Annotated in this window: 26 protein-coding genes; 18 read left to right on the top strand and 8 right to left on the bottom strand. The window is 65.0% G+C overall.

The features are described 5' to 3' along the window. The first annotated feature begins 150 nt into the window (after nt 1–150). The gene (locus tag AC1DSF_RS08210; protein WP_478126728.1) at nt 151–1,560 is read left to right on the top strand and encodes an MFS transporter; all 1,410 of its coding nucleotides are present in this window, start codon (nt 151–153) and stop codon (nt 1,558–1,560) included. An 85-nt stretch (nt 1,561–1,645) separates the two neighbouring features. On the opposite strand, the gene AC1DSF_RS08205 is transcribed toward AC1DSF_RS08210, so the two are convergent. The 3 genes from AC1DSF_RS08205 to AC1DSF_RS08195 form a co-directional block, all read right to left on the bottom strand. Next, entirely contained in the window at nt 1,646–1,939 is a 294-nt protein-coding gene (locus AC1DSF_RS08205) for a type II toxin-antitoxin system RelE/ParE family toxin (protein WP_478126727.1), read from the bottom strand. Nucleotides 1,940–1,946: 7 nt separating this feature from the next. After that, nucleotides 1,947–2,231: a CopG family transcriptional regulator gene (locus tag AC1DSF_RS08200; protein ID WP_478126726.1), complete on the bottom strand. Its 285-nt coding sequence runs from the start codon at nt 2,229–2,231 to the stop codon at nt 1,947–1,949. A gap of 61 nt (nt 2,232–2,292) precedes the next feature. Continuing rightward, complete coding sequence (locus AC1DSF_RS08195) at nt 2,293–3,081, bottom strand: IclR family transcriptional regulator domain-containing protein (protein WP_478126725.1); 789 nt, start codon at nt 3,079–3,081, stop codon at nt 2,293–2,295. Between the two features lie 180 nt (nt 3,082–3,261). Here AC1DSF_RS08195 and AC1DSF_RS08190 point away from each other — a divergent pair, with 180 nt between their 5' ends. The 10 genes from AC1DSF_RS08190 to AC1DSF_RS08145 all read left to right on the top strand — a co-directional run bounded on the left by AC1DSF_RS08190 (nt 3,262) and on the right by AC1DSF_RS08145 (nt 13,313). Continuing rightward, nucleotides 3,262–4,185, top strand: a complete 924-nt coding sequence (locus AC1DSF_RS08190; protein ID WP_478126724.1) for a shikimate dehydrogenase family protein — start codon at nt 3,262–3,264, stop codon at nt 4,183–4,185. Nucleotides 4,186–4,209: 24 nt separating this feature from the next. Then, nucleotides 4,210–5,085, top strand: coding sequence for a sugar phosphate isomerase/epimerase family protein (locus AC1DSF_RS08185; RefSeq protein WP_478126723.1), 876 nt, complete (start codon nt 4,210–4,212; stop codon nt 5,083–5,085). 33 nt (nt 5,086–5,118) lie between these two features. Then, nucleotides 5,119–5,952 (top strand): shikimate dehydrogenase family protein, encoded by an 834-nt coding sequence (locus AC1DSF_RS08180; protein ID WP_478126722.1) that lies wholly within the window; start codon nt 5,119–5,121, stop codon nt 5,950–5,952. Between the two features lie 29 nt (nt 5,953–5,981). Further along, complete coding sequence (pcaB, locus tag AC1DSF_RS08175) at nt 5,982–7,193, top strand: 3-carboxy-cis,cis-muconate cycloisomerase (RefSeq protein ID WP_478126721.1); 1,212 nt, start codon at nt 5,982–5,984, stop codon at nt 7,191–7,193. Then, entirely contained in the window at nt 7,190–7,612 is a 423-nt protein-coding gene (locus tag AC1DSF_RS08170) for a carboxymuconolactone decarboxylase family protein (RefSeq protein ID WP_478126720.1), read from the top strand. The genes pcaB and AC1DSF_RS08170 overlap by 4 nt, the downstream gene beginning before the upstream one ends. Then, nucleotides 7,609–8,823, top strand: coding sequence for a Bcr/CflA family efflux MFS transporter (locus AC1DSF_RS08165; protein WP_478182582.1), 1,215 nt, complete (start codon nt 7,609–7,611; stop codon nt 8,821–8,823). Before AC1DSF_RS08170 ends, AC1DSF_RS08165 begins: the two co-directional genes overlap by 4 nt. Then, nucleotides 8,820–9,584 carry an alpha/beta fold hydrolase gene (locus AC1DSF_RS08160; protein ID WP_478182581.1) on the top strand — a complete coding sequence of 255 codons (765 nt, stop codon included), beginning with the start codon at nt 8,820–8,822 and terminating at the stop codon, nt 9,582–9,584. Before AC1DSF_RS08165 ends, AC1DSF_RS08160 begins: the two co-directional genes overlap by 4 nt. A gap of 181 nt (nt 9,585–9,765) precedes the next feature. After that, a complete protein-coding gene (locus AC1DSF_RS08155; RefSeq protein WP_478126762.1) occupies nt 9,766–10,440 on the top strand; it encodes a DsbA family oxidoreductase in 675 nt (224 codons plus the stop codon). Between the two features lie 91 nt (nt 10,441–10,531). Further along, nucleotides 10,532–12,091: a DUF1800 domain-containing protein gene (locus tag AC1DSF_RS08150; protein ID WP_478182580.1), complete on the top strand. Its 1,560-nt coding sequence runs from the start codon at nt 10,532–10,534 to the stop codon at nt 12,089–12,091. A gap of 10 nt (nt 12,092–12,101) precedes the next feature. Further along, a complete protein-coding gene (locus AC1DSF_RS08145) occupies nt 12,102–13,313 on the top strand; it encodes a DUF1501 domain-containing protein (RefSeq protein ID WP_478126716.1) in 1,212 nt (403 codons plus the stop codon). Between the two features lie 16 nt (nt 13,314–13,329). Here the strand turns inward: AC1DSF_RS08145 and AC1DSF_RS08140 are convergent, their stop codons facing one another. Further along, nucleotides 13,330–13,815 carry a RidA family protein gene (locus AC1DSF_RS08140; RefSeq protein ID WP_478182579.1) on the bottom strand — a complete coding sequence of 162 codons (486 nt, stop codon included), beginning with the start codon at nt 13,813–13,815 and terminating at the stop codon, nt 13,330–13,332. Between the two features lie 48 nt (nt 13,816–13,863). Beyond that, entirely contained in the window at nt 13,864–16,053 is a 2,190-nt protein-coding gene (acpA, locus tag AC1DSF_RS08135) for an acid phosphatase (RefSeq protein ID WP_478182578.1), read from the bottom strand. 215 nt (nt 16,054–16,268) lie between these two features. On the opposite strand from acpA, the gene AC1DSF_RS08130 reads away from it, so the two are divergent. Continuing rightward, on the top strand, nt 16,269–17,585 hold the full coding sequence (locus AC1DSF_RS08130) for a cytochrome-c peroxidase (protein WP_478182595.1): 1,317 nt from the start codon (nt 16,269–16,271) through the stop codon (nt 17,583–17,585). Nucleotides 17,586–17,594: 9 nt separating this feature from the next. Here AC1DSF_RS08130 and AC1DSF_RS08125 read toward each other — a convergent pair whose 3' ends face one another. Then, nucleotides 17,595–18,029, bottom strand: coding sequence for a GNAT family acetyltransferase (locus AC1DSF_RS08125; protein WP_478182577.1), 435 nt, complete (start codon nt 18,027–18,029; stop codon nt 17,595–17,597). Further along, nucleotides 18,026–19,372 carry an NAD(P)/FAD-dependent oxidoreductase gene (locus AC1DSF_RS08120; protein ID WP_478182576.1) on the bottom strand — a complete coding sequence of 449 codons (1,347 nt, stop codon included), beginning with the start codon at nt 19,370–19,372 and terminating at the stop codon, nt 18,026–18,028. The genes AC1DSF_RS08125 and AC1DSF_RS08120 overlap by 4 nt, the downstream gene beginning before the upstream one ends. A gap of 172 nt (nt 19,373–19,544) precedes the next feature. Between AC1DSF_RS08120 and egtB the strand changes: the two genes are divergently transcribed. From egtB to AC1DSF_RS08100, 4 genes are read left to right on the top strand one after another with little or no spacing between them, the layout of a single operon-like run. Beyond that, nucleotides 19,545–20,813 (top strand): ergothioneine biosynthesis protein EgtB, encoded by a 1,269-nt coding sequence (gene egtB, locus AC1DSF_RS08115; protein WP_478182575.1) that lies wholly within the window; start codon nt 19,545–19,547, stop codon nt 20,811–20,813. Continuing rightward, nucleotides 20,813–21,793 carry an L-histidine N(alpha)-methyltransferase gene (gene egtD, locus AC1DSF_RS08110; RefSeq protein ID WP_478126710.1) on the top strand — a complete coding sequence of 327 codons (981 nt, stop codon included), beginning with the start codon at nt 20,813–20,815 and terminating at the stop codon, nt 21,791–21,793. The genes egtB and egtD overlap by 1 nt, the downstream gene beginning before the upstream one ends. A 58-nt stretch (nt 21,794–21,851) precedes the next feature. Then, on the top strand, nt 21,852–22,313 hold the full coding sequence (locus tag AC1DSF_RS08105; protein WP_478126709.1) for a helix-turn-helix domain-containing protein: 462 nt from the start codon (nt 21,852–21,854) through the stop codon (nt 22,311–22,313). 11 nt (nt 22,314–22,324) lie between these two features. Beyond that, a complete protein-coding gene (locus AC1DSF_RS08100; RefSeq protein ID WP_478182574.1) occupies nt 22,325–22,732 on the top strand; it encodes a VOC family protein in 408 nt (135 codons plus the stop codon). Between the two features lie 26 nt (nt 22,733–22,758). Here AC1DSF_RS08100 and AC1DSF_RS08095 read toward each other — a convergent pair whose 3' ends face one another. Then, the gene (locus AC1DSF_RS08095; RefSeq protein ID WP_478182573.1) at nt 22,759–23,553 is read right to left on the bottom strand and encodes a DUF899 domain-containing protein; all 795 of its coding nucleotides are present in this window, start codon (nt 23,551–23,553) and stop codon (nt 22,759–22,761) included. A 209-nt stretch (nt 23,554–23,762) separates the two neighbouring features. On the opposite strand from AC1DSF_RS08095, the gene AC1DSF_RS08090 reads away from it, so the two are divergent. After that, on the top strand, nt 23,763–23,927 hold the full coding sequence (locus tag AC1DSF_RS08090) for a hypothetical protein (RefSeq protein WP_478182572.1): 165 nt from the start codon (nt 23,763–23,765) through the stop codon (nt 23,925–23,927). A gap of 65 nt (nt 23,928–23,992) precedes the next feature. Next, on the top strand, nt 23,993–24,775 hold the full coding sequence (locus AC1DSF_RS08085) for a CheR family methyltransferase (protein WP_478182594.1): 783 nt from the start codon (nt 23,993–23,995) through the stop codon (nt 24,773–24,775).

The raw sequence follows: 24,775 nt of genomic DNA, 5'->3' as shown, positions 1-24,775 counted from the left end.
CATCGATCAAAGCAGATCGTTAATCGCATAGTTGGCGGAGTTTTCGCTGTGAGGAAAGTGCGGCGGCCCCTACATTGGCGGCGTGCTTTCCCTCATTGCGCGATAGCCGAACGTTTCCAGACTCACACGACCCATCCATCGGAGAGACAAATGAGCAACCCCAAGGACCACGAGCCGCAAGGCCGACACCAGTCGAAGAAGGCCGCAGCCAGCGGCTGGATCGGCTCGGCGCTCGAGTACTACGACTTCTTCATCTATGCGACAGCAGCGTCGCTGATCTTCCCGCAGATATTCTTCCCGTCGGGCAACCCGCGGATCGCGATCATCGCGTCGCTGGCGACCTACGGTGTCGGCTATGTCGCCCGGCCCATCGGCGCCTTCGTGCTCGGCCATTGGGGCGACACGCGAGGACGAAAGCATGTGCTGCTCGTCTGCATGTTCCTCATGGGCTTTTCGACCATCGCCGTCGGGCTCTTGCCGACGTACCACCAAGTCGGCTTGCTGGCGCCAGCGCTTCTCGTAGTGCTGCGCCTGATCCAGGGCTTTGCGGTCGCGGGTGAAATCTCGGGCGCCAGCTCGATGATCCTGGAGCACGCGCCTTTCGGGCGCCGCGGCTTCTTTGCGAGCTTCAGCCTGCAGGGCGTGCAAGCAGGGCAGATCCTTGCAGCGGCCGTGTTCCTGCCGCTGGCACACTACATGCCTGAAGACGCATTCCTTTCGTGGGGATGGCGAATCCCGTTCCTGTTGAGCTTCGTCGTGATCATCGCGGGCTACATCATTCGCCGCGAAGTCGACGAAACCCCCGCCTTCGCAGAAGAAGCGCGCCAGGGCGAATTGCAGAAGGCGCCCATCGTCGAGGCTTTCACGAACAGTTGGCGCGACATGGTGCGCGTCATTTGCGCGGCGCTGATGAACGTCATCCCCGTGGTCGCCACCGTGTTCGGCGCTGCTTATGCGGTGCAGCCGGCGTACGGCATCGGGTTCCAGAAAGACATCTACCTGTGGATTCCGGTGCTCGGCAATATCCTTGCGGTAGCCGTCATTCCGTTCGTCGGCAATCTTTCGGACAAGGTCGGCCGCAAGCCCCCGATCGTCATCGGTGCTCTTGGTGCGGGGTTGCTGTCATTCGGCTATCTGTACGCAATCAGCATCCACAACGTGCCGCTGGCCATAGTGATGTCGCTGCTCATGTGGGGCATCGTGTACCAGGGCTACAACGCCGTCTTCCCGAGCTTCTACCCGGAACTGTTCCCGACGCGTTCGCGCTGCTCGGCGATGGCGATCTCGCAGAACATCGGCACCACTATCACCGCATTGCTGCCGGCGCTGTTCGTCGCTGTGGCGCCCCCCGGTGCCGCGAACATTCCGCTGACCATCGGCGCGCTCACTTTCGGCATCACGGTCATCTCGGCGATCGCCGTGCTGAGTGCCCGGGAGACCTACCGCATTCACCTGAACGACCTGGGCAATCCGAACGCAGTGCCGGTGCCCAAGCAGGACTACGAGAGGATGCGTGCGCAGACCCTGGCGGATGCGCGGCTGACGAAGGCCGCTGCCTGACCTGCCCAACCCGCTTGGCCTGACTCGCCAGCCAGTTCACGGACACCTCGTCGCGAAGGCGCTCAGCCTTTGCGACGTGTCCGCTTCAGCGCTTGTATTCCGCTTCACGCTGGTGGCGAAAAGCCAGCACAAAGACCGCGTCGATGTCGGCAACGTAGCGGTAGAGCGCGATATACGCGCGCGATCCTCGGCCGATGAGCAGTTCCCGTTTGGCGCCTTTGACCGACCTTCCGATCAAGGGACTGTGGGCGAGGATATCGATGGCCTGCATGATCTCGCCCAATCGTTGCGGGATGTCCGCAACCTCGAAGCGCGCCAGGTGTTCGATAAATCGGTTGAAATCGTCGAGAACCTCGGGAGCAAGTTCGATTCGCGTCATCCGGGGGTCAGCGCCCCAGCTTTCGTGCCGCTGGCTTCGCAGGCTTTTCGCCTCGGGCCTGGGCAGCGAGATAGTCTTTTGCCTGGTCCCATCTGACGGTCCTTCCAGTCGCCAGCACTTTGGACCAGCGCTCGTCGGCAATGCGGTGGATTTCGTCCTCTGCTTCCAGACGTTCAACGGTCTGCGCGATCGCGTCGACGATGAATGCGTGAGCAGTCTTGCCCGCCCTGTCCGCTGCGGCAGCGACCCGGTCCTTGAGCTTGTCGTCGATGCGAATGGTGGTGGTCGGCATTTGAGTCTCGCGGTTTGCCGCACTGTAGCACTGCTGTGCTACAGGCCAAGAAACGTGCGCGTCAGATCAAGCCTCGCATCGCCTGCGCGGTTTCGCGCAACACAGGCAGGACGCGGGCGACCGCGTCCTCGCTGCTTTCGTGGCCCATGGGCATGGTCACGTTGAGCGCGCCGACCAGGTCGCCGTGCCGGTCGCGCAGCGGCACAGCAATGCCCCGTGAATTCAGATCCAACTGCTGCTCCGACAAAGCCCAACCCTGGGCGCGGATGCGAGCCAGTTCGAGCTTCATCCGTTCCTTGCTCGAAATCGTGTGCGACGTAAAGACTGCCAACTGACGCGCCTCGAGCCAGGCGCTGCGTTCCTCATCGGTTCGCATCGCCAGCATCAGCATCCCGGCGGCCGTGACCTGCGCCGGCACGCGCGCGCCGAGCACGTAGCCCGTGCTCATGCTGCGATTCGGCCCGTTGCGCGCGATGTAGACCACCTCGTCGCCATCCATCACGCTGAGGTAGGCGATCTCGTGTGTGCCGGCTGCAACGCGCTGCAGAAAGGGCTGCACGATGCGCGGCAACCGCGCCGATTCGAGATACGACTGCCCGAGCCGCAGCACGCGCGGCGTCAGCCAGAAGAGCTTGCCGTCGCCCGCCACATAGCCCATGTGCTGCAACGTGAGAAGGTATCGGCGGGCGGCGGTGCGTGTCATGCCGGTCCGCTGGCCGGCTTCGCTCGCGGTCATGCGCGGGTGCGCGTCGTCGAAGGCTTCGATGATCGAGACGCCGCGCTCGAGCCCCGCGATCCAGTCGCGCTTGTCCAGGCCGGCAGGGACGATGGATGTTTCTTCGGCAGTCATGTGGTTTGCGCTTGGGAGAAACCCTGAAATCGTTCGATGATCGATCAGTGTAGTTCGGTGATCGAAATTACACGCGTTCCATTCGGACGAATCTCACAGACGCACGACTACATTAGCAGCGCTTCCGTGGCATTTCGAGCGATAGTCGAACATTCCAAAGCTGAAGCGAGGCACGATTCCATGTTCCCTTCCATCGTCGGCAGCACGTCTCTCTACCTTCTTCCCGGTGATCCGGTGACGAACGTCCGCCTTCCGCGCATGTTCAACGCCGCCTTCGAGCATTGCGGCATCGATGCCGTGATGGCGCCTGTGCAAGTTGCAAGGCGCGATCTGGCGGTCTTCGTGAAGGCGGCTTTCCTCGCCAGGAACGTGCGGGGAATGGCAATCGCGCCGCCGCACAAGCCGCTGTTGGTCGACCTGCTCGACGGCTGCGGGCTCTTCGGCCGCGTGGCGGGCTCGGTCAACGTGGTGCGTCGCATCGACAACGGCGAACTCGAAGGCGACTTGTTCGACGGCGAGGGGCTCCTGGGGGCGCTCGACCGCTACAACATCCCGTTTCGCGGCAAGCGCGTGCTGATTCTCGGCGCGGGCGTGAGCGCCGCAGCCATCGGTGTCGCGCTGGCCGAAGGCGGCACTGTCAATGGCGCGGAGCACATTGCCTTCTATGACGTCGCAGCCGGCAAGGCGGCCGGTGTAGCGGCCAAGATCGACTCGTTCTTCGATGCGACGAGCGTTGCGGTCGAAAGCAGCGATCCGGCCGGCTACGACCTCGTGATCAACGCCACTTCGCTCGGCCTGAAGCCCGAGGACCCGCTGCCTGTCGACGTGGCACGCATGGAGTCTCATGCCGCGCTGTTCGACATCCTCTTGCGCAACCAGCCGACGCCGCTGGTGCGTGCCGCGCGCGAGCGCGGCCTCAATGCCCAAGCCGGCTTCGAGATGCTGGTCCAGCAGATGCCGCACTACCTCGACTTCTTCGGCCACAAGGAAGCGGCGAACACGGTTCGCCACAACGCGGATTTCCTTCGCGAACTGATCTATCCCGCCGCAATGGCGAACGAAATCCATCAACCGCTGCGATATCACTCGGCCAGCGTTGCCTAGCAACTTCCATAGAGAAAACAACCCATGGCCATCGCCCTTGACCGCTTCGGCTTCAACACTGTCACGATGGGCGGAGAACTCGGCCACAAGCTCGACTGCATGAAGGCAGCCGGCTTCGCGGGCGTCGAGTTGTGGGCGCGCGACCTGATCAACCATCCGGCCGGGGTCGAGAAGGCCGCACAACTCGTCAAGGAAAGCGGGCTCAAGGTCACTGATTTCCAGCCGCTGCGCGACTTCGAATGCGCGCCGGACGCCATGCGTCCGCACCGGCTCGAAATGGCGCGCGAGCAATTGCGGCAGATGGCGCTGGTCGATACCGATCTGCTGCTGTGCTGTTCGACCACCTCGCCGCTCGCCATCGACGACCCCGACCGTGCCGCCGAGGATCTGCGCACGCTCGCCACATTGGCAACGCCGCTCGGTATCCGCATCTGCTATGAGGCGCTTTCGTGGGGGCGGCACACCAATCGCTGGCATCAGGCGTGGGACATCGTGCGTCGCTGCGACCGCGAGAACGTCGGCCTCAACCTCGACTTCTTTCACATGTCCGTGCACGGCGACGACACGGCCGAAACGCTCGCTCAACTGGCCGACGTGCCGGTCGAAAAGATCTTCCTGGTGCAGCTTGCAGACTATTTTTTCGAGTACAGCGACCGCCAGGCCGACATGATCGAGCTGGCGCGCCACCAGCGGTTGTTTCCCGGAGAGGGCCTGCACGACGTGCGCGACCTCGTGCAATTGCTCGAAGACAAGGGCTACCGCGGCCACTACACCTTCGAAGTGTTCAACGACGACTACGTCAATTCCGACCCGATGGTGATCGGCGAGCGTGCCATGAAGAGCGCGCGCTGGATCAGCGAATCGCATGTCGCCGGTGGAAGCGCGGCGCGGTCGACGTGACCGTCTTTTCTGATTGACCCAAAGGATTCCCCCATGATCTCCGGCAAGACCACGCTCATCGCCCACCTCGGTTATCCGACCGAGAGCTTCAAGGCTCCGATGATCTACAACCCCTGGTTCGACAAGCAGGGCATCGATGCGGTGGTGATGCCGATGGGCGTCAAGCCCGAGGTGTATCCGAGCGTGTTCGAGGCGCTCTTCCACCTGACCAACATCCGCGGCGCGCTGGTGACCATGCCGCACAAGATCACGACCATGTCGCTGGTCGACGAGGTGACGCCCACGGCCAAAATCGCGGGCGCCTGCAACGCCGTGTTGAAGCGGCCTGACGGCACGCTGCTGGGCGACCAGTTCGACGGCGCCGGCTTCGTGCGCGGCGTACAGCGAAAGGGCCGTTCGCTCGAAGGCGCGCGCGTGCTGGTGTCCGGCAGCGGCGGCGTGGGCTCGGCCATTGCCGCGTCGCTGGCTGCAGCGGGCGTCGCCGAAATGGCGCTCTTCGACGCCAGCGAGGCCTCGGCCGAAGGGCTTGCCCAACGTCTGCGCGCGCACTACCCGGCCATGAAGGTCAGCACCGGCTCCAACGACCCGGCGGGCTTCGATCTGGTCGTCAACGCCACGCCGCTGGGCATGAAGGAGGGTGACCCGCTCCCCTTCGACGTCAGCCGCATCGCGCCATCGACCTTTGTCGGCGAAGTCGTGATGAAGAGCGAATACACGCCCCTGCTGCGTGCCGCGCGAGAAAAAGGCTGCGCAGTGCAAGTCGGCACCGACATGCTGTTCGAGATGATCCCGGCCTACCTCGAATTCTTCGGCTACGGCACAGCCACGCCCGAAGACCTGCGCGCGGTTGCTACGCTCGCCTACTGATCGACCACAGACCCATCACAACATTCGCCATGAGCATCTTCGAGGGCTTCCTCTCCACATCCGAAACGTTGGCGGCCTTCAGCGACCGCAATTTCGTCGACGCGATGCTTCGCTTCGAAGCGGCACTCGCGCGCGCGCAGGCGCAGATCGGGCTCATTCCCGAATCGGCCGCGCATTCCATCATCGGCAGCTGCAAGGTCGAACTGTTCGACGTCGCCAAGATCGTGCGCGAAAGCGGCCGGGCGGGCAGCGTCGCGATTCCGCTGGTCAAGAGCCTGAAAGAGGCGGTGGGCCTCTTCAACGCCGACGCGCTGCCTTACGTGCATTTCGGCAGCACCAGCCAGGACGTGATCGACACCGCGATGGCGCTGGTCACGCGCGAGGCGACGACGCTGATCGAGACTGACCTCACGCGCGCCGCGCACGCATTGTTGCGCCAGGCCGAACAGCACGCGACCACGCCCATCCTCGCGCGGACGCTGATGCAGCCGGCCTCGGTGACGAGCTTCGGCTTCAAGTGCGTCGGCTGGGCGGCGCCGCTCGTGCGCAGCCGCACGCGCATCGCCAAGGCTTCGCGCAACGCACTGCACGTGCAGCTCGGTGGCGCCGTGGGCACGTTGGCGCAAATGAAGGGCGAGGGCCCGCAGGTGCGCCGGCTCATGGCCGAGGAACTGGGGCTCGGCGATCCGGGCGCGACATGGCATACGCAGCGCGACGAATGGATCGCGCTCGGGTGCGAACTCGGCCTCATGGTCGGCAGCCTCGGCAAGATCGCCAAGGACATCGCGCTGATGGGCCAGTACGAGGTCGCCGAAGTGGCGGAGCCCAGCGAGCCCGGCCGCGGCGGCTCGTCGGCGATGCCGCACAAGCGCAATCCCGTGGCGTCGATGGTTGCCATTGCCGCTGCGCAGCGCGCGCCGCAGCGGGTGGCGGCGCTGCTGCAGGCCATGCCCCAGGAACATGAGCGCGCGCTTGGCGCCTGGCAGGCCGAATTGGCCGAATGGCCTCAGTTGCTGATGTCGGCGCATGGCAGCGTGCGTGCGCTGGCCGGGGCACTGCCTGGCCTGCAGGTGGACGAAGCGCGGATGCGTTCCAATATCGACCGGCTGCGCGCCGAACTGCCGCGCGATGCCGCAGACCAATGGTTCGATCCGGCGCTGGCCGGGCCGGCCGGCGAGACGGCACTGGCACAGGTGTTGGTGTTGCAGGCTGAACTCAACTCTTCCCAATCTTCAAGATGACCACTCCTTCCACTCCGGCCGGCGACTATGAATCCGGCCTCGTCAATCGTCGCCGCGTGCTCGGCGACGCCTGGGTCGACAAGTCGCTCGCGAATCGCAATGAATTCAACAGCGAGTTCCAGGCGCTGATCACGCGCCACGCCTGGAATGACATCTGGGGACGTCCGGCGCTCGGAGACAAGACCCGCAGATTCATGGTTCTGTCGATGATGCTCGGCATCCACGCCTACGAGGAGTTCGCGATGCACGTGCGCGCGGCACTCGACGGGCCACCCGAGTCGCGCTTGACGCCCGATGACATCAAGGAAGTCATCATGATGGCCGCGATCTACTGCGGCGTTCCCGTTGCCAACCATGCGTTCGGCATTGCAACGGGGATCCTGCGCGAAAAAGGTCTGCTCGCAGACGCCTCGAAGTGAACGGAGCCGCCGCGCGCAGCGGCATCTCGTTCGCGCTGTTGTTGCCCTTGCTGCTGGCGGCCCAGCCGGTGGCCACGGACAGCTACTTGCCGGCCTTGCCGGCGATTGCACAGGACCTGGGCTCGGCCAGTTCGAGCCTGACGGTCTTCGTGCTCGCCTTCGGGTTGGGTCAGTTGCCCTGTGGCCCGCTCTCCGACCACTTCGGTCGCCGGCCCGTGCTGCTGACCGGCCTAGCGCTCTACGCGTTGGCGGCGCTCGGTTGCGTGCTGTCGCCAGATATTCCGATGCTGGTCACCTGTCGTGCGGTACAGGGCTTTTCGATGGCGGCCATCCTCGTGTGCTCGCGCGCGGCGGTGCGTGACCTGTATCCGGCGCACGAGGGCCCGCATGTGATGGCGCGCGGGCTGACCGGTCTCGGTGTGGTCGCACTGGCAGCGCCGATTCTGGGCGCGTATGCCGTGCAGGGGCTGGGCTGGCGCTGGGTGCTGGGTGGCATGGCCGTCTATGCGCTGATCCTGTTCGCGATGTGTTTTCACGGCTTCGGTGAAACGAGGGTGAAGGCAGCGGGTCCAAACGCGGCAAAGGGCAGTGTGCGCGAGGTCTTTGCCAGCCAGAGCTTTCGCGCGTGGGCATCGCTCGCTGCCGCCACTTACGGCGGGCTGTTCTGCTTCCTGCTGCTGTCGCCGATGGTCTACATCAGCTATCTCGGGCTTTCGCCCGCGTTGTACGGATGGATTCCGGCGGGCGGATCGCTCGTCTACATCTTTAGCACCACGCTGTGCCGCCGTTTGCTGACGCACAGGGGGGCGGTGCGCACGGTGCAGCTTGGGTCGCTGCTCAGCCTCGCCGGTCCCCTGGTGCAAGCCATGGGTTGCTGGCTGCTGCCGCTGTCGGCTTGGCCGCTCCTGCTGGGGCACGCAATCTATTGCATCGGGCACGGCATTCACCAACCTTGCGGACAGGCCGGCGCCGTCGGCGACTTGCCGCATCTGGCCGGTCGCGCCGTCTCGTGGTCGGGTTTTGCGATGATGGCGGTTGCATTCATCGTGGGCCAGATCGCCGCAAGCTTCGTCAATCCGCAATTCAGCCATGGCGCCTGGCCCATGGTGGTGCCGATGGCGCTCGCGGGCGTCGTGCTGGTGCTGATCGCCCATGCCTGGCTGCCGCGCTTGCCCTTGCCCACCCATCCACATCGAAAGGAAACACCATGACCCGCTTGAATATCGTCCGCGAGGGCAGCGGCCCCATCGTCGTGCTGAGCCACGCTCTGGGTTGCGACCTGCGCATGTGGGACGGCGTGGCCGCGCAGCTCGCCCGCGCGCACACGGTCGTGCGATACGACCATCGCAACCACGGCGGCTCCGAAGTGGTTGCCGGTTCGCTGACGATCGAGGACCTCGCTGAAGATGCGGCCGAACTGATTGCGCGGGAAGCGTCGGGCGAGCCCGTGCACTTCGTCGGGCTGTCCATGGGCGGCATGACGGCGCAGGCGCTGGCTCCCAGGCATCCGAGGCTGCTCAAGAGCGTGGTCATTGCCAACTCGGCCGCGCACTATCCCGACTCCGCTCCCTGGCGCGCGCGCGTCGAGATGGTGGAAGCGCAGGGCATCGAGGCGATCGCTCTCGGCGCGGTGGCGCGCTGGCTCACGCCTGAGTTCGTATCGACGCCAGAGGGCGCGGAAGCCGGCCGCGCCCTGAATCAGACGCTGTTGGGCTGCGATGCCAAGGGCTACATCGCGAGCTGCAACGCCGTGGCCGCCATCGACTTTCGCGAAAGCAACCGGCGCATTGCCGTGCCGACGCTGGTGATCGCCGGAACGCGCGACGAGGCCACGCCGCCCGCGCTGTCCGAAGACATGGTTGCAGCCATTCCGGGGGCGCGTCTTGCCACGATCGATGCGGCCCACCTGAGCGCCGTGGAGCGGCCGGTCGAGTTCACGCAACTGCTGATGGATTTCTGGCGCAGCCTTTGATTTCCACCCGCGCCCGAGGCACGCCGGGCGATTGACTCCCGCGATAGGTCGAGCAACTCGCTGCGCGGGCTGGTCGCGCAATTCGAGCGTGAACTCGCAGCGCCCGCGACGGCGCAACTTCAGCAGCGAGATTCCGCACCCGAAGGTTGAAAAGCCGCGCGGGCGGCGCCATCATTGGGGGATGCCTACCCGACTCCACATCGATTTCGTGTCCGACATCTCGTGCCCCTGGTGCGCCGTCGGGCTTGGCGCGCTCGAAGCCGCTCTCAAGAACGTTGCCCCCGAAGTGACCGCCGAACTGCACTTCCAGCCTTTCGAGCTGAACCCGCAGATGCCGCCCGAAGGGCAGGACGCCTTTGAGCACATCCACGAGAAGTACGGCTCCACCCGCGAGCAGCAGGCGCAGTCACGCGAAGCGATCCGGGCGCGGGGGGCGGCCGTCGGCTTCGAATTCCGGCCCGAGGGGCGCGCCCGGGTCTACAACACCTTCGATGCGCACCGGCTGCTCCATTGGGCCGAGCTGGAAGATGTGGCGAAGCAGGTCGCCTTGAAGAAGGCGCTGCTGAAGGCCTGCCACACCGATGGCGAGAACCCTTCGGACCCGGAATTGCTCGTGCGCCTCGCGGGCGAAGCCGGCCTCGATCGGGAGCGTGCCCGCGCCATCCTGCAAAGCGACGAGTTCGCCGCCCAAACCCGCGAACGCGAGCGGCTCTACACCGACGCCGGCATTCATTCGGTGCCCGCCGTCATCATCAACAACAGGCACCTGATCTCCGGCGGCCAGCCGGTGGAAGTGTTCGAGCGCGCCCTGCGGCAGATCGCCGGTGCGGCGCCGCCCAGTGTTGCGATGGCCTGAACGCGGCGGCGTCGTGTAAAGAACGTCAACCGGTGGCGTCGCCAGCCGGTTGAGTGAGGCAGCCCCGCGCCGAACGGGGAATGGAGTCCCGATGATGGATGGCCGATCCGCCGCTTCAGGTTTAGCGCTTGCGTGCGCGATGGCGCTGGGCTCTTGTGCGATGCCTTCTGCTCGCGGACCATTGCCGAAGGTGGTCGCCGCCGACGAAGCGACCCAGCTGCGCTGGCTCGATCGCGTGACCTGGGGCGCCGACGCCGCCACCGAAAAGCAGCTCGCGCATGAAGGCCTCCCCGCATGGCTGCGAGACCAGTTGCACCCCGCCGCCGCGGCGCTGCCGCCCCAGGCGCAGGCGCGGATCGATGCGATGACGATTTCCCGGGTGCCCCTGGATGAAATGGTCGCTTCGCTTGCCGCCCAGCGGCGCGCACTCGACACGCTGCCCGGCGAGGACCAGAAGAAAGAAGCGCAGCGGACCTACCAGCAGGATCTGACACGCCTTGCCCGCGAGGCCCAGGAGCGCTTTCTGCTGCGCGCGCTCTATTCGCCCAACCAGCTCCAGGAACAGATGACTTGGTTCTGGATGAACCATTTCAACGTGAACGCCCGCAAGAACAACCTTCGAGCGCTCGTGGGCGACTACGAGGAAACGGCGATCCGTCCCCATGCGCTCGGCAGGTTTCGCGACCTGCTGGGCGCGACGGCGCATCACCACGCGATGCTCGGCTACCTCGACAACGCGCAGAACGCCGCCAACCGAATCAATGAAAACTACGCGCGTGAGCTGATGGAGCTGCACACCCTGGGCGTCGGCGGCGGCTATTCGCAGACCGACGTGCAGGAGCTGGCGCGTGTGCTGACGGGCGTCGGCGTCCGCAGGCGCACGCCGGACGCGCCCGCGCCGAACATCCGCCCCGAGCTTCGCGGCGACTACGTCCAGCAAGGGCTGTTCGAGTTCAATCCCAACCGTCACGACTATGGCCCGAAAGTGCTGCTGGGCCAGCCGATGACCCAGCGCGCGCTTGCCGAAGTCGACGAGGCACTCGATCGACTGGCGCGGGCGCCCGCGACGGCGCGCTTCATCTCGCGCAAGCTGGCGATCTACTTCGTTGCCGACGATCCACCGCAAGCCTTGGTCGACCGCATGGCTGGCACCTTCCAGCGCACGGACGGAGATATTGCCGCCACGCTGCAGACGATGTTCGAGTCGCCCGAATTCACCGCATCTCTCGGCCAGAAGTTTCGCGATCCGGTGCACTACGTGATCGCGAGCGTGCGCCTGGCCGACGACGGACGGGTCGTGACCAACGTGAACCCGATGATCGGCTGGCTCAACCGGATGGGCGAGCCGCTGTACGCCCGCGAGACGCCGGACGGCTATTCGCTGACGCAGGACGCCTGGGCGAGCGCGGGGCAGATGACCACCCGCTTCGAGATCGCCCGTGCCATCGGTGCGAACGGCGCCGTGCTGTTCCGCGGCGATGACGGTGCAGCAGGCGAAAAGCCGAAGCCGCCCCGTCTGGCAGATTCGCCGACCGTGAAAGCGGCTTTGCCGTCGATGAGTGTTGACACGCGCGAAGCACTGGCGCAGGCGAAGTCTCCGCAGGAATGGAACACTTTCCTGCTCGCATCACCCGAGCTGATGCACCGTTGAAGGAGCCGACATGCAGCGACGCGATCTCCTCCAACTGCTCGCAGCGACATCGGCCTGCGCCTCGGCAGGCCGGCTGATGGCGGCGCCCGCGGCCGGCGGCGCGAAGCTGCTGATCGTCTTTTTGCGTGGCGCGTATGACTGCGCCAACGTGCTGGTGCCGGTGTCGAGCGATTTCTACTATGCGTCGCGCCCGAACATCGCCATTGCGCGGCCGGGCCAACCGAACGGCGCGGTTTCGGTCGACGCCGACTGGGGCCTGCATCCGGCGCTCTCCACCAGCGTGATTCCGCTGTTCCAGAAGAAGCAGGCCGCCTTCGTTGCTTTTGCCGGCACGGACGATCTCACGCGAAGCCATTTCGAAACGCAGGACTCGATCGAACTCGGACAGGCGCTGGACCGGCGCCGCGACTACCGCTCAGGCTTCCTGAATCGTCTGGCGGGTGTGCTGGGGGCAGGCCCGGTGACCGAGGTCGCGCCGATCGCCTTCACCAACCAGTTGCCGATCGCGCTACGCGGTGACGCCAAGGCGGCCAACATGGCGCTCGCCGGCGTCGGGCGCCAGGGCATCGACGAGAGCCAGAGCAAGGTGATCCAGGCCATGTACCGGAACACGGCGCTGGCGCAGCCCGTGGCGGAAGGGTTTCAGGTGCGCGACGAAGTGCAGCGCGCGGTACAGGCAGAAATGCAGGCGGCGAGCCGCGATGCAATGAGCGCCAGGGGCTTTGAACTCGTCGCGCGGCGCATGGCGCGGCTCATGCGCGAGCGCTTTGACGTGGGCTTCGTCGACGTGGGTGGTTGGGACACGCACGTGGGGCAGGGCGGTGCAACGGGCTATCTGGCGAATCGTCTTGACGAGCTCGGGCGCGGGCTGGCCGGCTTCGCAACGGAGATGGGTGACGACGCGTGGCGTGACTCGGTCGTCGTGGTCATCAGCGAATTCGGCCGTACCTTCCGCGAGAACGGCAACCGTGGCACCGATCACGGCCATGGCACTGTCTACTGGGTCATGGGCGGCGGACTTTCGGCGCAAGCAGGCGGTCGCGTGCTCGGCGAGCAGGTGGCGGTGACGCAGGATCGTCTCTTCCAGAACCGCGACTATCCCGTGCTCAATGAATACCGGGCAGTGTTCGGCGGCTTGTTCCGCAGGATGTACGGGCTCTCACCGGCGCAACTCGGGCGGGTCTTCGACGCGGTGCCGCCGAAGGACTTGGCACTCGTCTAGCGTCGACAGCCAGTCGCTAGTCCCGAAGCTCGACCTCACCCTCGACTTCGACCGGAATATCGAAAGGCAGCTCCGCCACCCCGATCGCACTGCGCGCATGAGCGCCGGCTTCCGGTCCGTAGAGCTGGATGATGAGGTCTGAGAACCCGTTGATCACAGCGGGCGTCCTGTTGAAGCCAGGCGCCACGTTGACCATGCCGAACACGCGCACCCACGTCGAGATGCGGTCCAGGTCGCCGAGCGTCCGCTGCAGGCTGCCAAGGACGGCCAGCGCCGTGAGTCGCGCCGCCTCGTAGCCCTGCTCGAGGGTGAGTTCTCGCCCGACCTTGCCCCGTGGCTCCGCCACGCTCCCCACGGGCGTTTGAGGCCCGTGCCCGGAGATCAGCACGCGGCGGCCCACGATGCGAACCCAAGGAAAAGGCAAGGCCACGCCCGGTGGCAGCGAGAGCGGCGGTGGCAATGACAGGCCGAGCGATTGGAGCTTCTGTTCGATGCGCGACATGGCCGCAGATGCTACGCCGCTCGGCGTCTCTTGGGATGGACCTGCCGACTACTTGTTGCTGAAGTTCAGTGCGGCCGTCAGGTCGCCCATCGGCTTGCCGCCGTTCTTCAGCAGCGCCGCGTCCCGTTCGACCAGCCCCGGCAGCGGCGGCAGCGACCAGCGGTGCGTGATGAAGCGCAGCGTCGACGCTGTGTCGTACTGCGTCTTGTCGACGAAGCCCTTCTTGGCATAGGGCGAGATGATCAACGCCGGGACGCGCGTGCCGGGACCCCAGCGGTCGCCCTTCGGCACGGTGGCGTGGTCATAGAAGCCGCCGTTTTCGTCGTATGTGACGACGACCAGCATGTTCTTCCATTGCGGGCTGGCCTGCAGCTTGGCGATCACGTCGGCGATGTGCGCGTCACCATCCGTGATGTTGGCGTAGCCATTGTGCTGGTTGAGATTGCCCTGCGGCTTGTAGAAGGCCACGGCAGGCAGCTTGCCGGCGGCGGCATCCTTCAGGAAGTCGGCGTCGAAATCCTTCAGGTGAGCCGCGCGCACGTCGGGGTGCGCGACCGGATCGAACTCGGCGTAGTAGTTGAAGGGCTGGTGGTGAAACTGGAAGTTCGGCGTCACCGCTGCCGCAGGCGCCGCCGGATCGGTGGAAGGGAACTTGCGGTCACCTTCGGCGGTGGCCGTGGTGCTGTTCCATGCGCCGCCGTACCAGGCCCAGCTCAGGCCCTTCTTGTCGAGCAGATCGCCGATGGTGGCCTGCGTCTGCGGCGGCAGCGTGTTGGCCTTGCTTGCATCGGCATAGAGCTTGGTCGTGTCGCCCGCCGCGGGTGCGTTGCCGCTCGGCTGATAGGGCGGCTGCATGGTGTTGACGGCATAGAACATCCCGCTCGCATCCTTCGGCGTGAGCGTGTTGTCGTTCTTGTAGACGGGCGCGCCGCTGAGCACCGATGCCGGCGAAGTGGCTGCGGGCGTCAGCCGGACGAAGTTGCCGTTGGCATCGACGTCGATGGCCGAGATCGCGCCCTTGGCTGGCGACGTATCGGCATCGGCGTTGGGGTAGGTCGGCGCACAGGCGCAGACCAGGTACTGGTGGTTCAGGAACGAGCCGCCGAACGCCCCCATGAAGAAGTTGTCGGCCAGCGTGTATTGCTGAGCGATCTTCCACAACTGCATCTTGCTGCCGTCGAAGTAGCCCATGCTCAGGCCGCCCGCATCGGAATAGGCGGCGAACTTGTCGTTCTTGCCGCCGTTGATCTGCATCTGGTTGTTGTAGAACCGGTGGACCAGATCGCGCGTGATGGTCGATTGGCCGACCATGATCCCGGTGTTGAAGAAGCCGGCCGAATCGTCGATGCGGAACATCTTGTTCGGCATGCCGACGGTCTGCGCCTGCGTGATGGTGACCGCTTGGCCGGCGATCGTCACGCCGCTCCAGACTGGCGGCAGCGCGGGCAGGGCAGCGCCGTCGAAGTCCTTCTGGGGTTCCGGATTGCTCGGGGTAGAAGTCGGATTGACGCCCGGAATGCCGTTCGCGCCGGGATAGAGGCCGTAGAGATTGTCGAAGCCGCGGTTCTCGGCGTAGATGACGACCACGTTATGGATCTTGTCGAGTGCAAGGCGGTTGCGCAGTGCCTGGACCACGTCGCCGCCCGAGCCTGCTTCGGCAACGGCTTCGGCGATGCGTTCGATGGCCTGGTCGATCTCGGCCTGCAGCAGGCCCTTGACGCCCTTGTCGTCGATCTTGTTGTGGTCGGCCGTCAGTTGCGCTTCACTCACGCCCAGGCGCTTGGCGAGGGCGGTGCGCGCGGCGGCGAGGTCGCCGCCGTTGTCATCCATGATCGCGACCAATTCGGTGCTGATGGCGCTGATCACGTTGTTTGCGCCCGAAGGTGCGCGAAACACCAGGGGCTGCGTCACGGGGCTTTCTACGCCGGTCGCCGGGTCGAAGCGCTTGCTCGACGTGCCGATCTCGGCCACGACAGCGCCTTGTCCGGTCAGCTTGAAAGCGCCGTTGGCATCCGTGGTCGTGCTGGCTTCGTTGCCATCGCAGTGGCCGTTGTTGTTGGCGTCGATGCAGACCTTGGCATTGCGGTAGTAGCTGCCGGTGACCACGCCCGAAGTGGTGGCCGTGCCGCCCGTGCCGACCGGCGCGACGCCGAAGCCCGACCCTCCACTGCCGCCACCGCACGCGGCGACGACCGCGGCCGTCACGATCGAGATGGGCCATGGAGAAAGGCGAACCATCGGGTTGTGCACGATTCGCCCCAAAGTGGCACGGGAAGTTGCAGAGCTTTTCATCATGTGTGGAGTTATGAGATGTCGATGAGTCCGGCGAATACCGGCGGCCGAGATGTTCGCTTCCCCCCATGACAAATTCATTGCAGATGAAAGACGGATCGCTGTGGGAGCGCTGTGAGAGTCATGCGCCTGTCATGTTCGATGCCTATGCTGCGCGCGCAATGCGGCTCTCAACTCTGTTCCTGTCGATCCGGTTCCGGTTGGGTGTTCTCACGCTGGCATGTGTCGCCCTTGCCGCTTGCGATCGCGCTGCACCTTCCGCTCCTGTTGCACAGCCTGCATCGCCGGTGCCCGCGTATGTCGGCGCAACTTACGCACCGGTGCCTGGCAAAGCGCAGCCCACAGCCGCCCAACTGACGGCGCTTGGGCGCAGGATCTTCTTCGATCCGTCGCTGTCGGCATCGGGAGCGCAGTCGTGCGCCAGTTGCCACGATCCGCAACATGCGTTCGGTCCACCCAATGCGCTGTCGGTGCAATGGGGCGGCGCTGACGGCCGCACGCAAGGCCCGCGCGCTACGCCGTCGCTCCGCTACCTCGAGACGCTCACGGCGTTTTCGGAGCATCACCATGACAACGACGGCGACGACAGCATCGACGCCGGCCCGACGGGTGGGCACATGTGGGACGGCCGTGCCGGTTCGGCGCACGAACAGGCCGGGTTGCCGCTCCTGTCGCCGGCCGAGATGGGCAATGCCTCGATCGATGAGGTCTCTGGCAAGCTGATGCGCGCCGCTTATGTGGACGAGATGCGCGCCGTCTTCGGTGCCGACTTGTTCGACGATCCAACGGCGGCATTCCGCGCGGCGGGCCTCGCGCTGGAAGTCTTCCAGCAGTCGCCCGCCGAGTTCTATCCTTTCACGAGCAAGTACGACGCGGCGCTGCGCGGCGAGCAAAAGCTGAGCGCCGCCGAAACGCGCGGCCTGCGGCTCTTCAAGGCCGAGGACAAAGGCAACTGCGCTTCATGCCATCTGAGCGACCGCACCGCGGACGGCGCGTTTCCGCTCTTCACCGATTTCGGCATGATCGCCATCGGCGTGCCGCGCCACCGGGGCCTGGCAGCGAATGCCGACCCGGACTATCACGACCTCGGCCTGTGCGGGCCCATCCGAACCGACCTCAAGGACCATCCCGAGTATTGCGGCTTGTTCCGCACGCCGAGCCTGCGCAATGTCGCGGTGCGGCAGGCGTTCTTTCACAACGGCATCTTTCATTCGCTGGAAGACGCGGTGCGCTTCTACGCGCAGCGCGACACTGCGCCGGAGCGCTGGTATGGGCGCGATGCCAAGGGCAAGACACAGCCTTTCGACGATCTGCCTGCCGAGTACCAAGGCAACATCAACACCGATCCACCCTTCGGCCAGAAACGCGGGGGCAAGCCGGCGTTGACGGAAGCGGAGATTCGCGACGTGGTCGCTTTCCTGAAGACGTTGACGGATGCCGATTTGCTGCCCGCGGGCGATCATCCGGCGAAGCCGTAGGCGTTTGGCCTAGATGTCCGTATCGTGGGTATCGCGGATGAGGCGCCGACCGAGGCTGACCGCATCGTCCTGCGTGTACCCCAGTTCGCGATAAAACGCGATCACGTCCGTGTTCGACGAGCGCACCAGCAAATTGATCTTGGGGCAACCGCGTTCCATGAGCAGCCTCTCGGCTTCGCGCATGAGCGCGCGGCCGATGGATCGTTTGCGGTGCAGTGGCGATACCGCCAGGTAATAGACCCAGCCGCGGTGTCCGTCGAAGCCCACCATGGCCGTGCCGACCAGCGCATCATCGATCGTGGCAATCAAAAACAGCTCCGGCTGTTCGCTCAACTTGCGCTGGATATCCCGATGAGGATCGTTCCAAGGCCGGGTCAGGCCGCACTCGCGCCAGAGCGCAACGACAGTGCTTTCGTCCGCCGGCTCGAACGGGCGGATTCTCACGATTCACCTCTTTCCCTGACGTCCGCGACCACGCGCGCGTAACGCTGGAAGCTCCAGTACGCGCTGGCCCAATCCATCAGCACGACGATCCGATTGCGAAAGCCGATCAGGAAATACACGTGTGCAAAGAGCCAGAACAGCCACGCCATGCGCCCCGAGAAGCGCAAGGGACCAAAGGGTGTGCCCAGGTCGACGACGGCCGAGTTGCGCCCGATGGTGGCGAGGTTCCCGTAGTCGCTGTAGCGGAAGGGCTCGGTCGGCTGGCCGGCAATGCGCCGAAGGACGTTCGACGCGGCGGCGCGGCCCATTTGCTTGGCGCCCGGGGAGACGCCGGGCACGGGCGTGGGCTCCTTGCCGGGCCTGTAGCTCATCGCGGCCGCAAGATCGCCCACGACGCTGATGTCCGGATGACCGGGCAAGCTCAGGTCGGGCAACACTTTGATGCGGCCCGGGCGGTCCGTTTCGGAACCGGTGACGCTCGCCAGCAAACGGCCCAGCGGCGATGCGGCAACCCCTGCGGCCCAGATGACGCAGTTGCACGCGATGCGATGGCTGCCGACGCCTGCGCCGCCGTCGCTGAAGGGCGATTCGACCTGCAATCCTCCGGCGTCGACCGACGTGACCCTTGCGTTGAGGCGCACCTGCACGCCGAGCTTTTGGAGTTGTTCGAGTGCACGTTGACTCAGCGACTCCGGCATGGCCTGCAGCACGCGCGGACCACCTTCGATCAACAGAATTTCCGCGCTGCCCGGATCGAAGTGCCGGAATTCGCCCGACAACGTGTGGCGGGCGATCTCGGCAAGCGTGCCCGCCATCTCGACGCCGGTCGGCCCCGCGCCAATCACCGCGAAAGTCAGCAGCGCGCGGCGGCGTTCGGGGTCGCTTTCGACTTCGGCCGCCTCGAAGCTCAGCAGGATCCGGCGACGGATCTCGAAGGCATCGGCAAGCGTCTTGAGACCGGGCGCCATCTTTTCCCACTCATCGTGGCCGAAATAGCTGTGCGTCGCGCCTGCCGCAACAATGAGGTGATCCCATGCAATGCGCGTGCCGTCCGCCAACTGGACTTCGTGCGCTGCCGGGTCGATGTGCATGACTTCTCCGAGCAATGTCGTGACGTTCGACTGTTCCCTGAAGAGCAGTCGCACAGGCGCCGCAATGGCCGGCGCGGCCAGTCCCGCCGTAGCGACCTGGTAGAGCAAGGGTTGGAAGAGGTGATGGTTGGTCTTGTCGATCACCGTGATGTCCACTTCGGCCTTCTGCAGCTTGCGTGCAGCCTCCAGGCCACCGAAGCCACAGCCGACGATCACGACATGAGGGCGGCCGGTGTTTGTAGTGGTGCTCATGCGCCGGATGATACGCAGCGCGGGGTCATGCAAGCGTTCCCGACTTGTGCGACATTGGCGTGTTCCGCTGTGCCTGGTCATGGTTCGCCTGCAGCTTTGAGCGAGCCCTTGTCCTACGGCGCATTCCTCCGTGCGTGGGCTAAAACCCGTCAAGACGAATCTTGGAGATTCCATGAACCTGATCCGGCCGGCCGCGCCCGCGGCGGACGAACTGCGCGAGCGTTTCCAGTCGGTGCGTGCCCACAGCCTGTCGCTGGCGGCGCCACTTTCGGCCGAAGACCAGTGCATCCAGTCGATGCCCGATGCCAGCCCCACCAAATGGCATCTCGCGCACACCACCTGGTTCTTCGAGACCGTGTTGCTCCAGGCACACGCAAGTGGTTACCGCGTGTTCGATCCGCGGTTTCACTACCTCTTCAATTCCTACTATGAAGCTTTGGGGCCGCGCCATCCGCGTCCGCAGCGCGGCTTGCTGACGCGCCCGTCGCTCGAGGAGGTGCATGCCTATCGCCGCCATGTGGACGAGGCGGTGTGTGCGCTGCTCGGCAGCGCGAGCGACACGGACTGGCATGCGATCGAGAGCATCGTCACGCTGGGGCTTCATCATGAGCAGCAGCATCAGGAACTCATCGTCACTGACATCCTGCATGCGCTGTCGTGCAATCCCTTGTTGCCGGCCTATCGTCCAGCGCCGGGTCCTTCGTTGCGCCTGGCTTCGGTCGCACGGCCGATGCAATGGTTGTCCATGCCCGGCGGCCTGGTCGAGGTGGGTCACGACGGACCAGGCTTCGCCTTCGACAACGAGACCCCGCGCCACGCCGCGATTCTGCGGCCCTATGCCATTGCCGACCGCCTCGTGAACTGCAGCGATTACGCGCAGTTCATCGCCGATGGTGGCTACGAGCGGCCCGAACTGTGGCTCTCGGACGGCTGGGCGACGGTCCAGGCGCAGGGATGGCGTTGCCCGGCGTACTGGATCGCTGCCGGTGATCAGAGGCTGATGCACCAGGGCCCCAACCAGGGCTCGAACGGAGGCACCTCGGCCTGGCAGATCTTCGGCCTGCACGGCGTCCGGCCGCTGGAGCCGGAGGCGCCTGTCGCGCAGTTGAGCTTCTATGAAGCCGCCGCCTATGCAGAGTGGGCGGGCGCGAGGCTACCGACCGAATTCGAATGGGAAGCGGCGTACGACGCTCCGGGCATCTCCCAGATGACCGGGCACGTCTGGCAGTGGACACGTTCTTCCTACGATCCTTATCCTGGCTTTCGGCCGCTCGCGGGCATCGCGGCGGAATACAACGGGAAGTTCATGGTGGGCCAACTCGTGTTGCGAGGCAGCAGCATTGCCACGCCGCCAGGGCACGCACGGGCCAGCTATCGCAACTTCTTTCCGCCGGCGGCACGCTGGCAGTTCTCGGGGCTGCGGCTCGCGAAAGACCTCTGATGGGCACTCCAGCATTCAATCTCCATGCATTCCGTGCGGCACAACGGGCTGCGCCACTGTCCGACTTCGCCCGCGAGATGCACGCCGGCCTGAGTCTCGATGCGCGCAGTATTTCGCCGAAGTTCTTCTACGACGTCGCGGGTTCGGCGCTGTTCGATCGCATCTGCGAACTGCCCGAGTACTACCCGACACGCACGGAGGTCCGCATCCTGACCGAATGCGCGCCGGAGATCGCCGCGCAGATCGGACCCAATGCCGAGATCGTGGAATTCGGTGCGGGCTCTCTCACCAAGGTGCGGCTGTTGCTCGACGCGCTCGAGGCGCCCAAGCGCTATGTGCCCATCGACATCTCGGGGGAACACCTCGAAGCCGCGGCCGAACGTCTGCGCAAGGACTATCCGCACCTTGCGGTGCAGCCGATGGTGGCGGACTACACGATGCCGTTGGTGCTGCCTTCTCGCGAGAAGGGCCTGGGGCAGCGCGTCGGGTTCTTTCCCGGCTCCACGCTGGGCAACTTCAGCCCCGACGAAGCTCTGGCCTTCCTGCAGCTTGCGCGGCGGCTGCTTCGTGGTGGCGGGCTGTTGCTGGGGGTCGATCTCGTGAAGGATCCGGCGCTGCTGCACGCGGCCTACAACGATGCGCAAGGCGTGACGGCGGCCTTCAACCTCAACCTGCTGCGGCGCGCCAACGCCGAGCTCGACATGGATTTCGATCTCGACGGCTTCACGCATGGCGCCTTCTACAACTCGCCGCTTCGGCGCATCGAGATGCATCTCGTGAGCCGCCGCGCCCAGACGGTGAAGCTGGACGGCCATTCTTTCAGCTTCGAGGAAGGCGAGACGATCCACACCGAGAACTCGCACAAGTTCACCATCGATGGACTGCGCGCCCTGGCCGTGAAAGCGGGCTTCAGTCCGGCGGCAGTCTGGACGGATCCGGAGCACCTGTTCAGCGTGCATTGGCTCCAGGCGAAGGATTGATCATCGGGGGAGGGGGCGCCGTATCATTTGCCCGCCATGAACTTCCGGTGAGCCAAGGTTGACGCAGGACCCCAAGCTGTTGCGCCGTCTGCTGCGCGCCAAGGATCGCATGGACGCCGCCTCGCACGAGGACTGGCCTGTTCGGCGGCTGGCGGAAGTGAGCGGCGTCTCCGAAGCGCACTTCGCACGATCCTTCAAGCTAGCCTTCGGCCTCCCGCCGCATCGCTATCTGCTCACGCGGCGCATTGAGCGAGCGACGACATTGCTGCGCGACACCGAACTGTCAGTGACCGAGATCGCTTTTCACACCGGCTGGGGCAGCCTCGGCACGTTCGGCCGCATCTTTCGCGACATCACCGGCGAAAGCCCCGGCGAGATCCGGACGCGGAGAAGGGCCGCCGCGCAAGAACTTGGCCGCGTGCCCGCGTGCATCCTCAGCGCGGCGCATCGGCCCGATCTCACGATGGCAGTTTTGGAGAAGCGCCGCCGCATCGCGGCCGATATAAACGGGTCTCGATAAAAGGAGATCCCATGAGTCAAGGTGTTGAAGTTGCTGGTTTGTACGTGCGCGATCAGGATGAGGCGCTCACGTTCTATGTCGAGAAGCTCGGATTCAAGGTCCATACGGACGTGAAGAACGGCGACTATCGCTGGCTCACGATCCAGCATCCGGACCAGCCGACGTTCCAGCTCGGCCTGTTCAAGCCCGGCCCGCCGATGCTGGACGCCGCCACCGCGCAAGCACTGAGCGCGATCGTTGCGAAAGGTGCAATGCCGCCACTGGTGCTGGTCGTGAACGACTGCCGCGCGGCGTATGGCCAGATGAGTGCGCGGGGCGTGGAGTTCACCCAGGAGCCGGTCGAGCGCTATGGCTCCATCGACGCCGGCTTCCGCGATCCTTCGGGCAACGGCTGGAAGATGATCCAGGCGCGCCGCTGAAGCCTTGCCGAACCCCTGTCGACAGCCTACGCCTTCGACTTCGCCGCTTCCGCCCGGAATGCCGCTTCACCAGCGTCCGACACCTCGACCCACCTCTTGTCGGGCGCCGCCTCTTCGGCGTAGTTGTCGTGCCAGTTCCACCACTTGTAGGTCGGCGTCTGCGGATAGCCCTCGGGTGAGTCTTCCCAGACTTCCTGCCGGCCCAGAGGCGTGATGTCGAGGTAGTTCCAAGTACCGCCCATCTGCTCGTCGCCGCGGTTGTTGACGAAGTAGGTCCTGAATGCGCGATCGCCATCACGGTAGAACACGTTGGTGCCATGCCATTGGTCGACGTCGAACTCGGCGTCGAAGTCGTCGGTGATGGTGTACCAAGGCATCGTCCAGTCCATGCGCTCCTTCAGTCTCGCGATGTCCGCCTGGGGAGCGCGCGAGACGAAGACGAGGGTGGTGTCGCGGGCGTTCAGGTGGGCGACGTGGGCCACTTGGTCGGCCACCATCGAGCAGCCGCGGCAGGCGTGTTCAGGCCAACCGAAGACGCCTGGTTCATAGAAGGCGCGATAGACGATCAATTGACGCCGCCCGTCAAACAGGTCGAGCAGGCTCACCTTGCCCTGCGGCCCTTCGAACGCATACGACGTCTTCACCTCCATCCACGGCATTCGCCGGCGCTCGGCGGCCAAGGCGTCGCGTGCGCGGCTTTGGGCCTTTTCCTTGACCAGCATTTCAGCGTGGGCCGCTTTCCATGCCTGCGCCGATACGACCGGCGGCGTTTGCATGGCCGGCGCTCCGGGCTTGCCTTGGTTCTCGATGGGTGCACTCATGGCGAATCTCCTGATGTTTGCATACGGAAAGTCAAAGTCTGGCAGCGAACATCGAAGGCGGGGAGTAACAAGTGTGGCGGTATTCGGTTGCCGGACCGCTGGCTTCAGGTGCTGGGCGCACGCACCGGCGAGGCGCAGTCCGACATGAATTCGGGCGGGGTTGTGCATCGTCGAAGGGTTTTGCCCTTTTGCGCCCGAACCCAGCACTCATGAAGCCACAGGCAACGATCGACACCGAGGATTTCCAGCGCCTGCTCAATCGCAACCTGAAATTGCCCCTCGTCGGCGGCGTAATCGGCGCCGCAAAGCCAGTGGACCTCAATCGGCTGTTCTCTCTCCTGCGCGTGTGGATGCCGAAGATGGAGCGCCTGTGACAGCCGGCAAATCTTCCGCCCCACTGCGTCCGCCCTCGCACGTCGACATCGAGGTGCGGCTGCTGATGGAGGCCATCTATCTCAAGTACAGCTACGACTTTCGCAACTACACCGGCGCATCGCAGAAGCGGCGAGTGCTCTATGCGCTGGACCAGCTCAAGATGTCGAGCATCTCCGCGCTGCAGGACAAGGTGCTGCGCGAACCGGGCACCTTTGCGCTGCTGCTGCAGTTCCTGACGATTCCGGTGAGCGAGATGTTCCGCGACCCGGCCTACTTTCTCGCCTTGCGCCGGCAGGTCGTTCCGCACCTGCTCACCTATCCCTCGCTGAAGATTTGGGTCGCTGGTTGCAGCACCGGCGAAGAGGTGTTTTCACTCGCCATCCTGCTGCGCGAGGAAGGGCTCCTGGAGCGCACGCTGATCTATGCGACGGACATCAACCCGGCGTCGCTGGAGAAGGCGCGCAAGGGGATCTTCCCGATCGATTCGATCAAGGGCTACACGGCCAACTACCAGCGCGCCGGCGGCCGGCGCTCCTTTTCGGATTACTACACCGCCGCCTATGAGGCGGGTCGCTTCGATCCTTCGCTGGGCGCGGGTGTGATTTTTGCCGACCACAGCCTGTCGACCGACAGCGTCTTCGCGGAGACGCATCTGGTGTCGTGCCGCAACGTACTCATCTACTTCAATCGGGAGTTGCAGGACCGCGCCCTCGGGCTGTTCCACGAGTCGCTTTGCCATCGCGGCTTTCTCGGACTCGGCGCCAAGGAGAGCATCGATTTCTCAGGCTATGCGGGCGCATTCGAAGTCCTGTCCCGCAGCGAGCGCATCTACAGGAAGGGCACATGA

Source organism: Variovorax sp. 01N429 (assembly GCF_056399425.1).
This window is presented reverse-complemented; position numbering and strand designations above follow the sequence as displayed.

Bases quoted from the DNA above. Each gene is read 5' to 3' on its own strand.
- AC1DSF_RS08100 (WP_478182574.1), top strand. From the start codon at position 22,325: ATGAGTCAAGGTGTTGAAGTTGCTGGTTTGTACGTGCGCGATCAGGAT.
- AC1DSF_RS08120 (WP_478182576.1), bottom strand. From the start codon at position 19,372: ATGAGCACCACTACAAACACCGGCCGCCCTCATGTCGTGATCGTCGGC.
- AC1DSF_RS08200 (WP_478126726.1), bottom strand. From the start codon at position 2,231: ATGCCGACCACCACCATTCGCATCGACGACAAGCTCAAGGACCGGGTC.
- AC1DSF_RS08205 (WP_478126727.1), bottom strand. From the start codon at position 1,939: ATGACGCGAATCGAACTTGCTCCCGAGGTTCTCGACGATTTCAACCGA.
- AC1DSF_RS08150 (WP_478182580.1), top strand. From the start codon at position 10,532: ATGATGGATGGCCGATCCGCCGCTTCAGGTTTAGCGCTTGCGTGCGCG.
- AC1DSF_RS08090 (WP_478182572.1), top strand. From the start codon at position 23,763: ATGAAGCCACAGGCAACGATCGACACCGAGGATTTCCAGCGCCTGCTC.
- AC1DSF_RS08130 (WP_478182595.1), top strand. From the start codon at position 16,269: ATGCGGCTCTCAACTCTGTTCCTGTCGATCCGGTTCCGGTTGGGTGTT.
- AC1DSF_RS08195 (WP_478126725.1), bottom strand. From the start codon at position 3,081: ATGACTGCCGAAGAAACATCCATCGTCCCTGCCGGCCTGGACAAGCGC.
- AC1DSF_RS08155 (WP_478126762.1), top strand. From the start codon at position 9,766: ATGCCTACCCGACTCCACATCGATTTCGTGTCCGACATCTCGTGCCCC.
- AC1DSF_RS08170 (WP_478126720.1), top strand. From the start codon at position 7,190: ATGACCACTCCTTCCACTCCGGCCGGCGACTATGAATCCGGCCTCGTC.
- AC1DSF_RS08210 (WP_478126728.1), top strand. From the start codon at position 151: ATGAGCAACCCCAAGGACCACGAGCCGCAAGGCCGACACCAGTCGAAG.
- AC1DSF_RS08185 (WP_478126723.1), top strand. From the start codon at position 4,210: ATGGCCATCGCCCTTGACCGCTTCGGCTTCAACACTGTCACGATGGGC.
- acpA (WP_478182578.1), bottom strand. From the start codon at position 16,053: ATGGTTCGCCTTTCTCCATGGCCCATCTCGATCGTGACGGCCGCGGTC.
- AC1DSF_RS08180 (WP_478126722.1), top strand. From the start codon at position 5,119: ATGATCTCCGGCAAGACCACGCTCATCGCCCACCTCGGTTATCCGACC.
- pcaB (WP_478126721.1), top strand. From the start codon at position 5,982: ATGAGCATCTTCGAGGGCTTCCTCTCCACATCCGAAACGTTGGCGGCC.
- egtD (WP_478126710.1), top strand. From the start codon at position 20,813: ATGGGCACTCCAGCATTCAATCTCCATGCATTCCGTGCGGCACAACGG.
- AC1DSF_RS08160 (WP_478182581.1), top strand. From the start codon at position 8,820: ATGACCCGCTTGAATATCGTCCGCGAGGGCAGCGGCCCCATCGTCGTG.
- AC1DSF_RS08190 (WP_478126724.1), top strand. From the start codon at position 3,262: ATGTTCCCTTCCATCGTCGGCAGCACGTCTCTCTACCTTCTTCCCGGT.
- egtB (WP_478182575.1), top strand. From the start codon at position 19,545: ATGAACCTGATCCGGCCGGCCGCGCCCGCGGCGGACGAACTGCGCGAG.
- AC1DSF_RS08140 (WP_478182579.1), bottom strand. From the start codon at position 13,815: ATGTCGCGCATCGAACAGAAGCTCCAATCGCTCGGCCTGTCATTGCCA.
- AC1DSF_RS08085 (WP_478182594.1), top strand. From the start codon at position 23,993: ATGGAGGCCATCTATCTCAAGTACAGCTACGACTTTCGCAACTACACC.
- AC1DSF_RS08095 (WP_478182573.1), bottom strand. From the start codon at position 23,553: ATGAGTGCACCCATCGAGAACCAAGGCAAGCCCGGAGCGCCGGCCATG.
- AC1DSF_RS08145 (WP_478126716.1), top strand. From the start codon at position 12,102: ATGCAGCGACGCGATCTCCTCCAACTGCTCGCAGCGACATCGGCCTGC.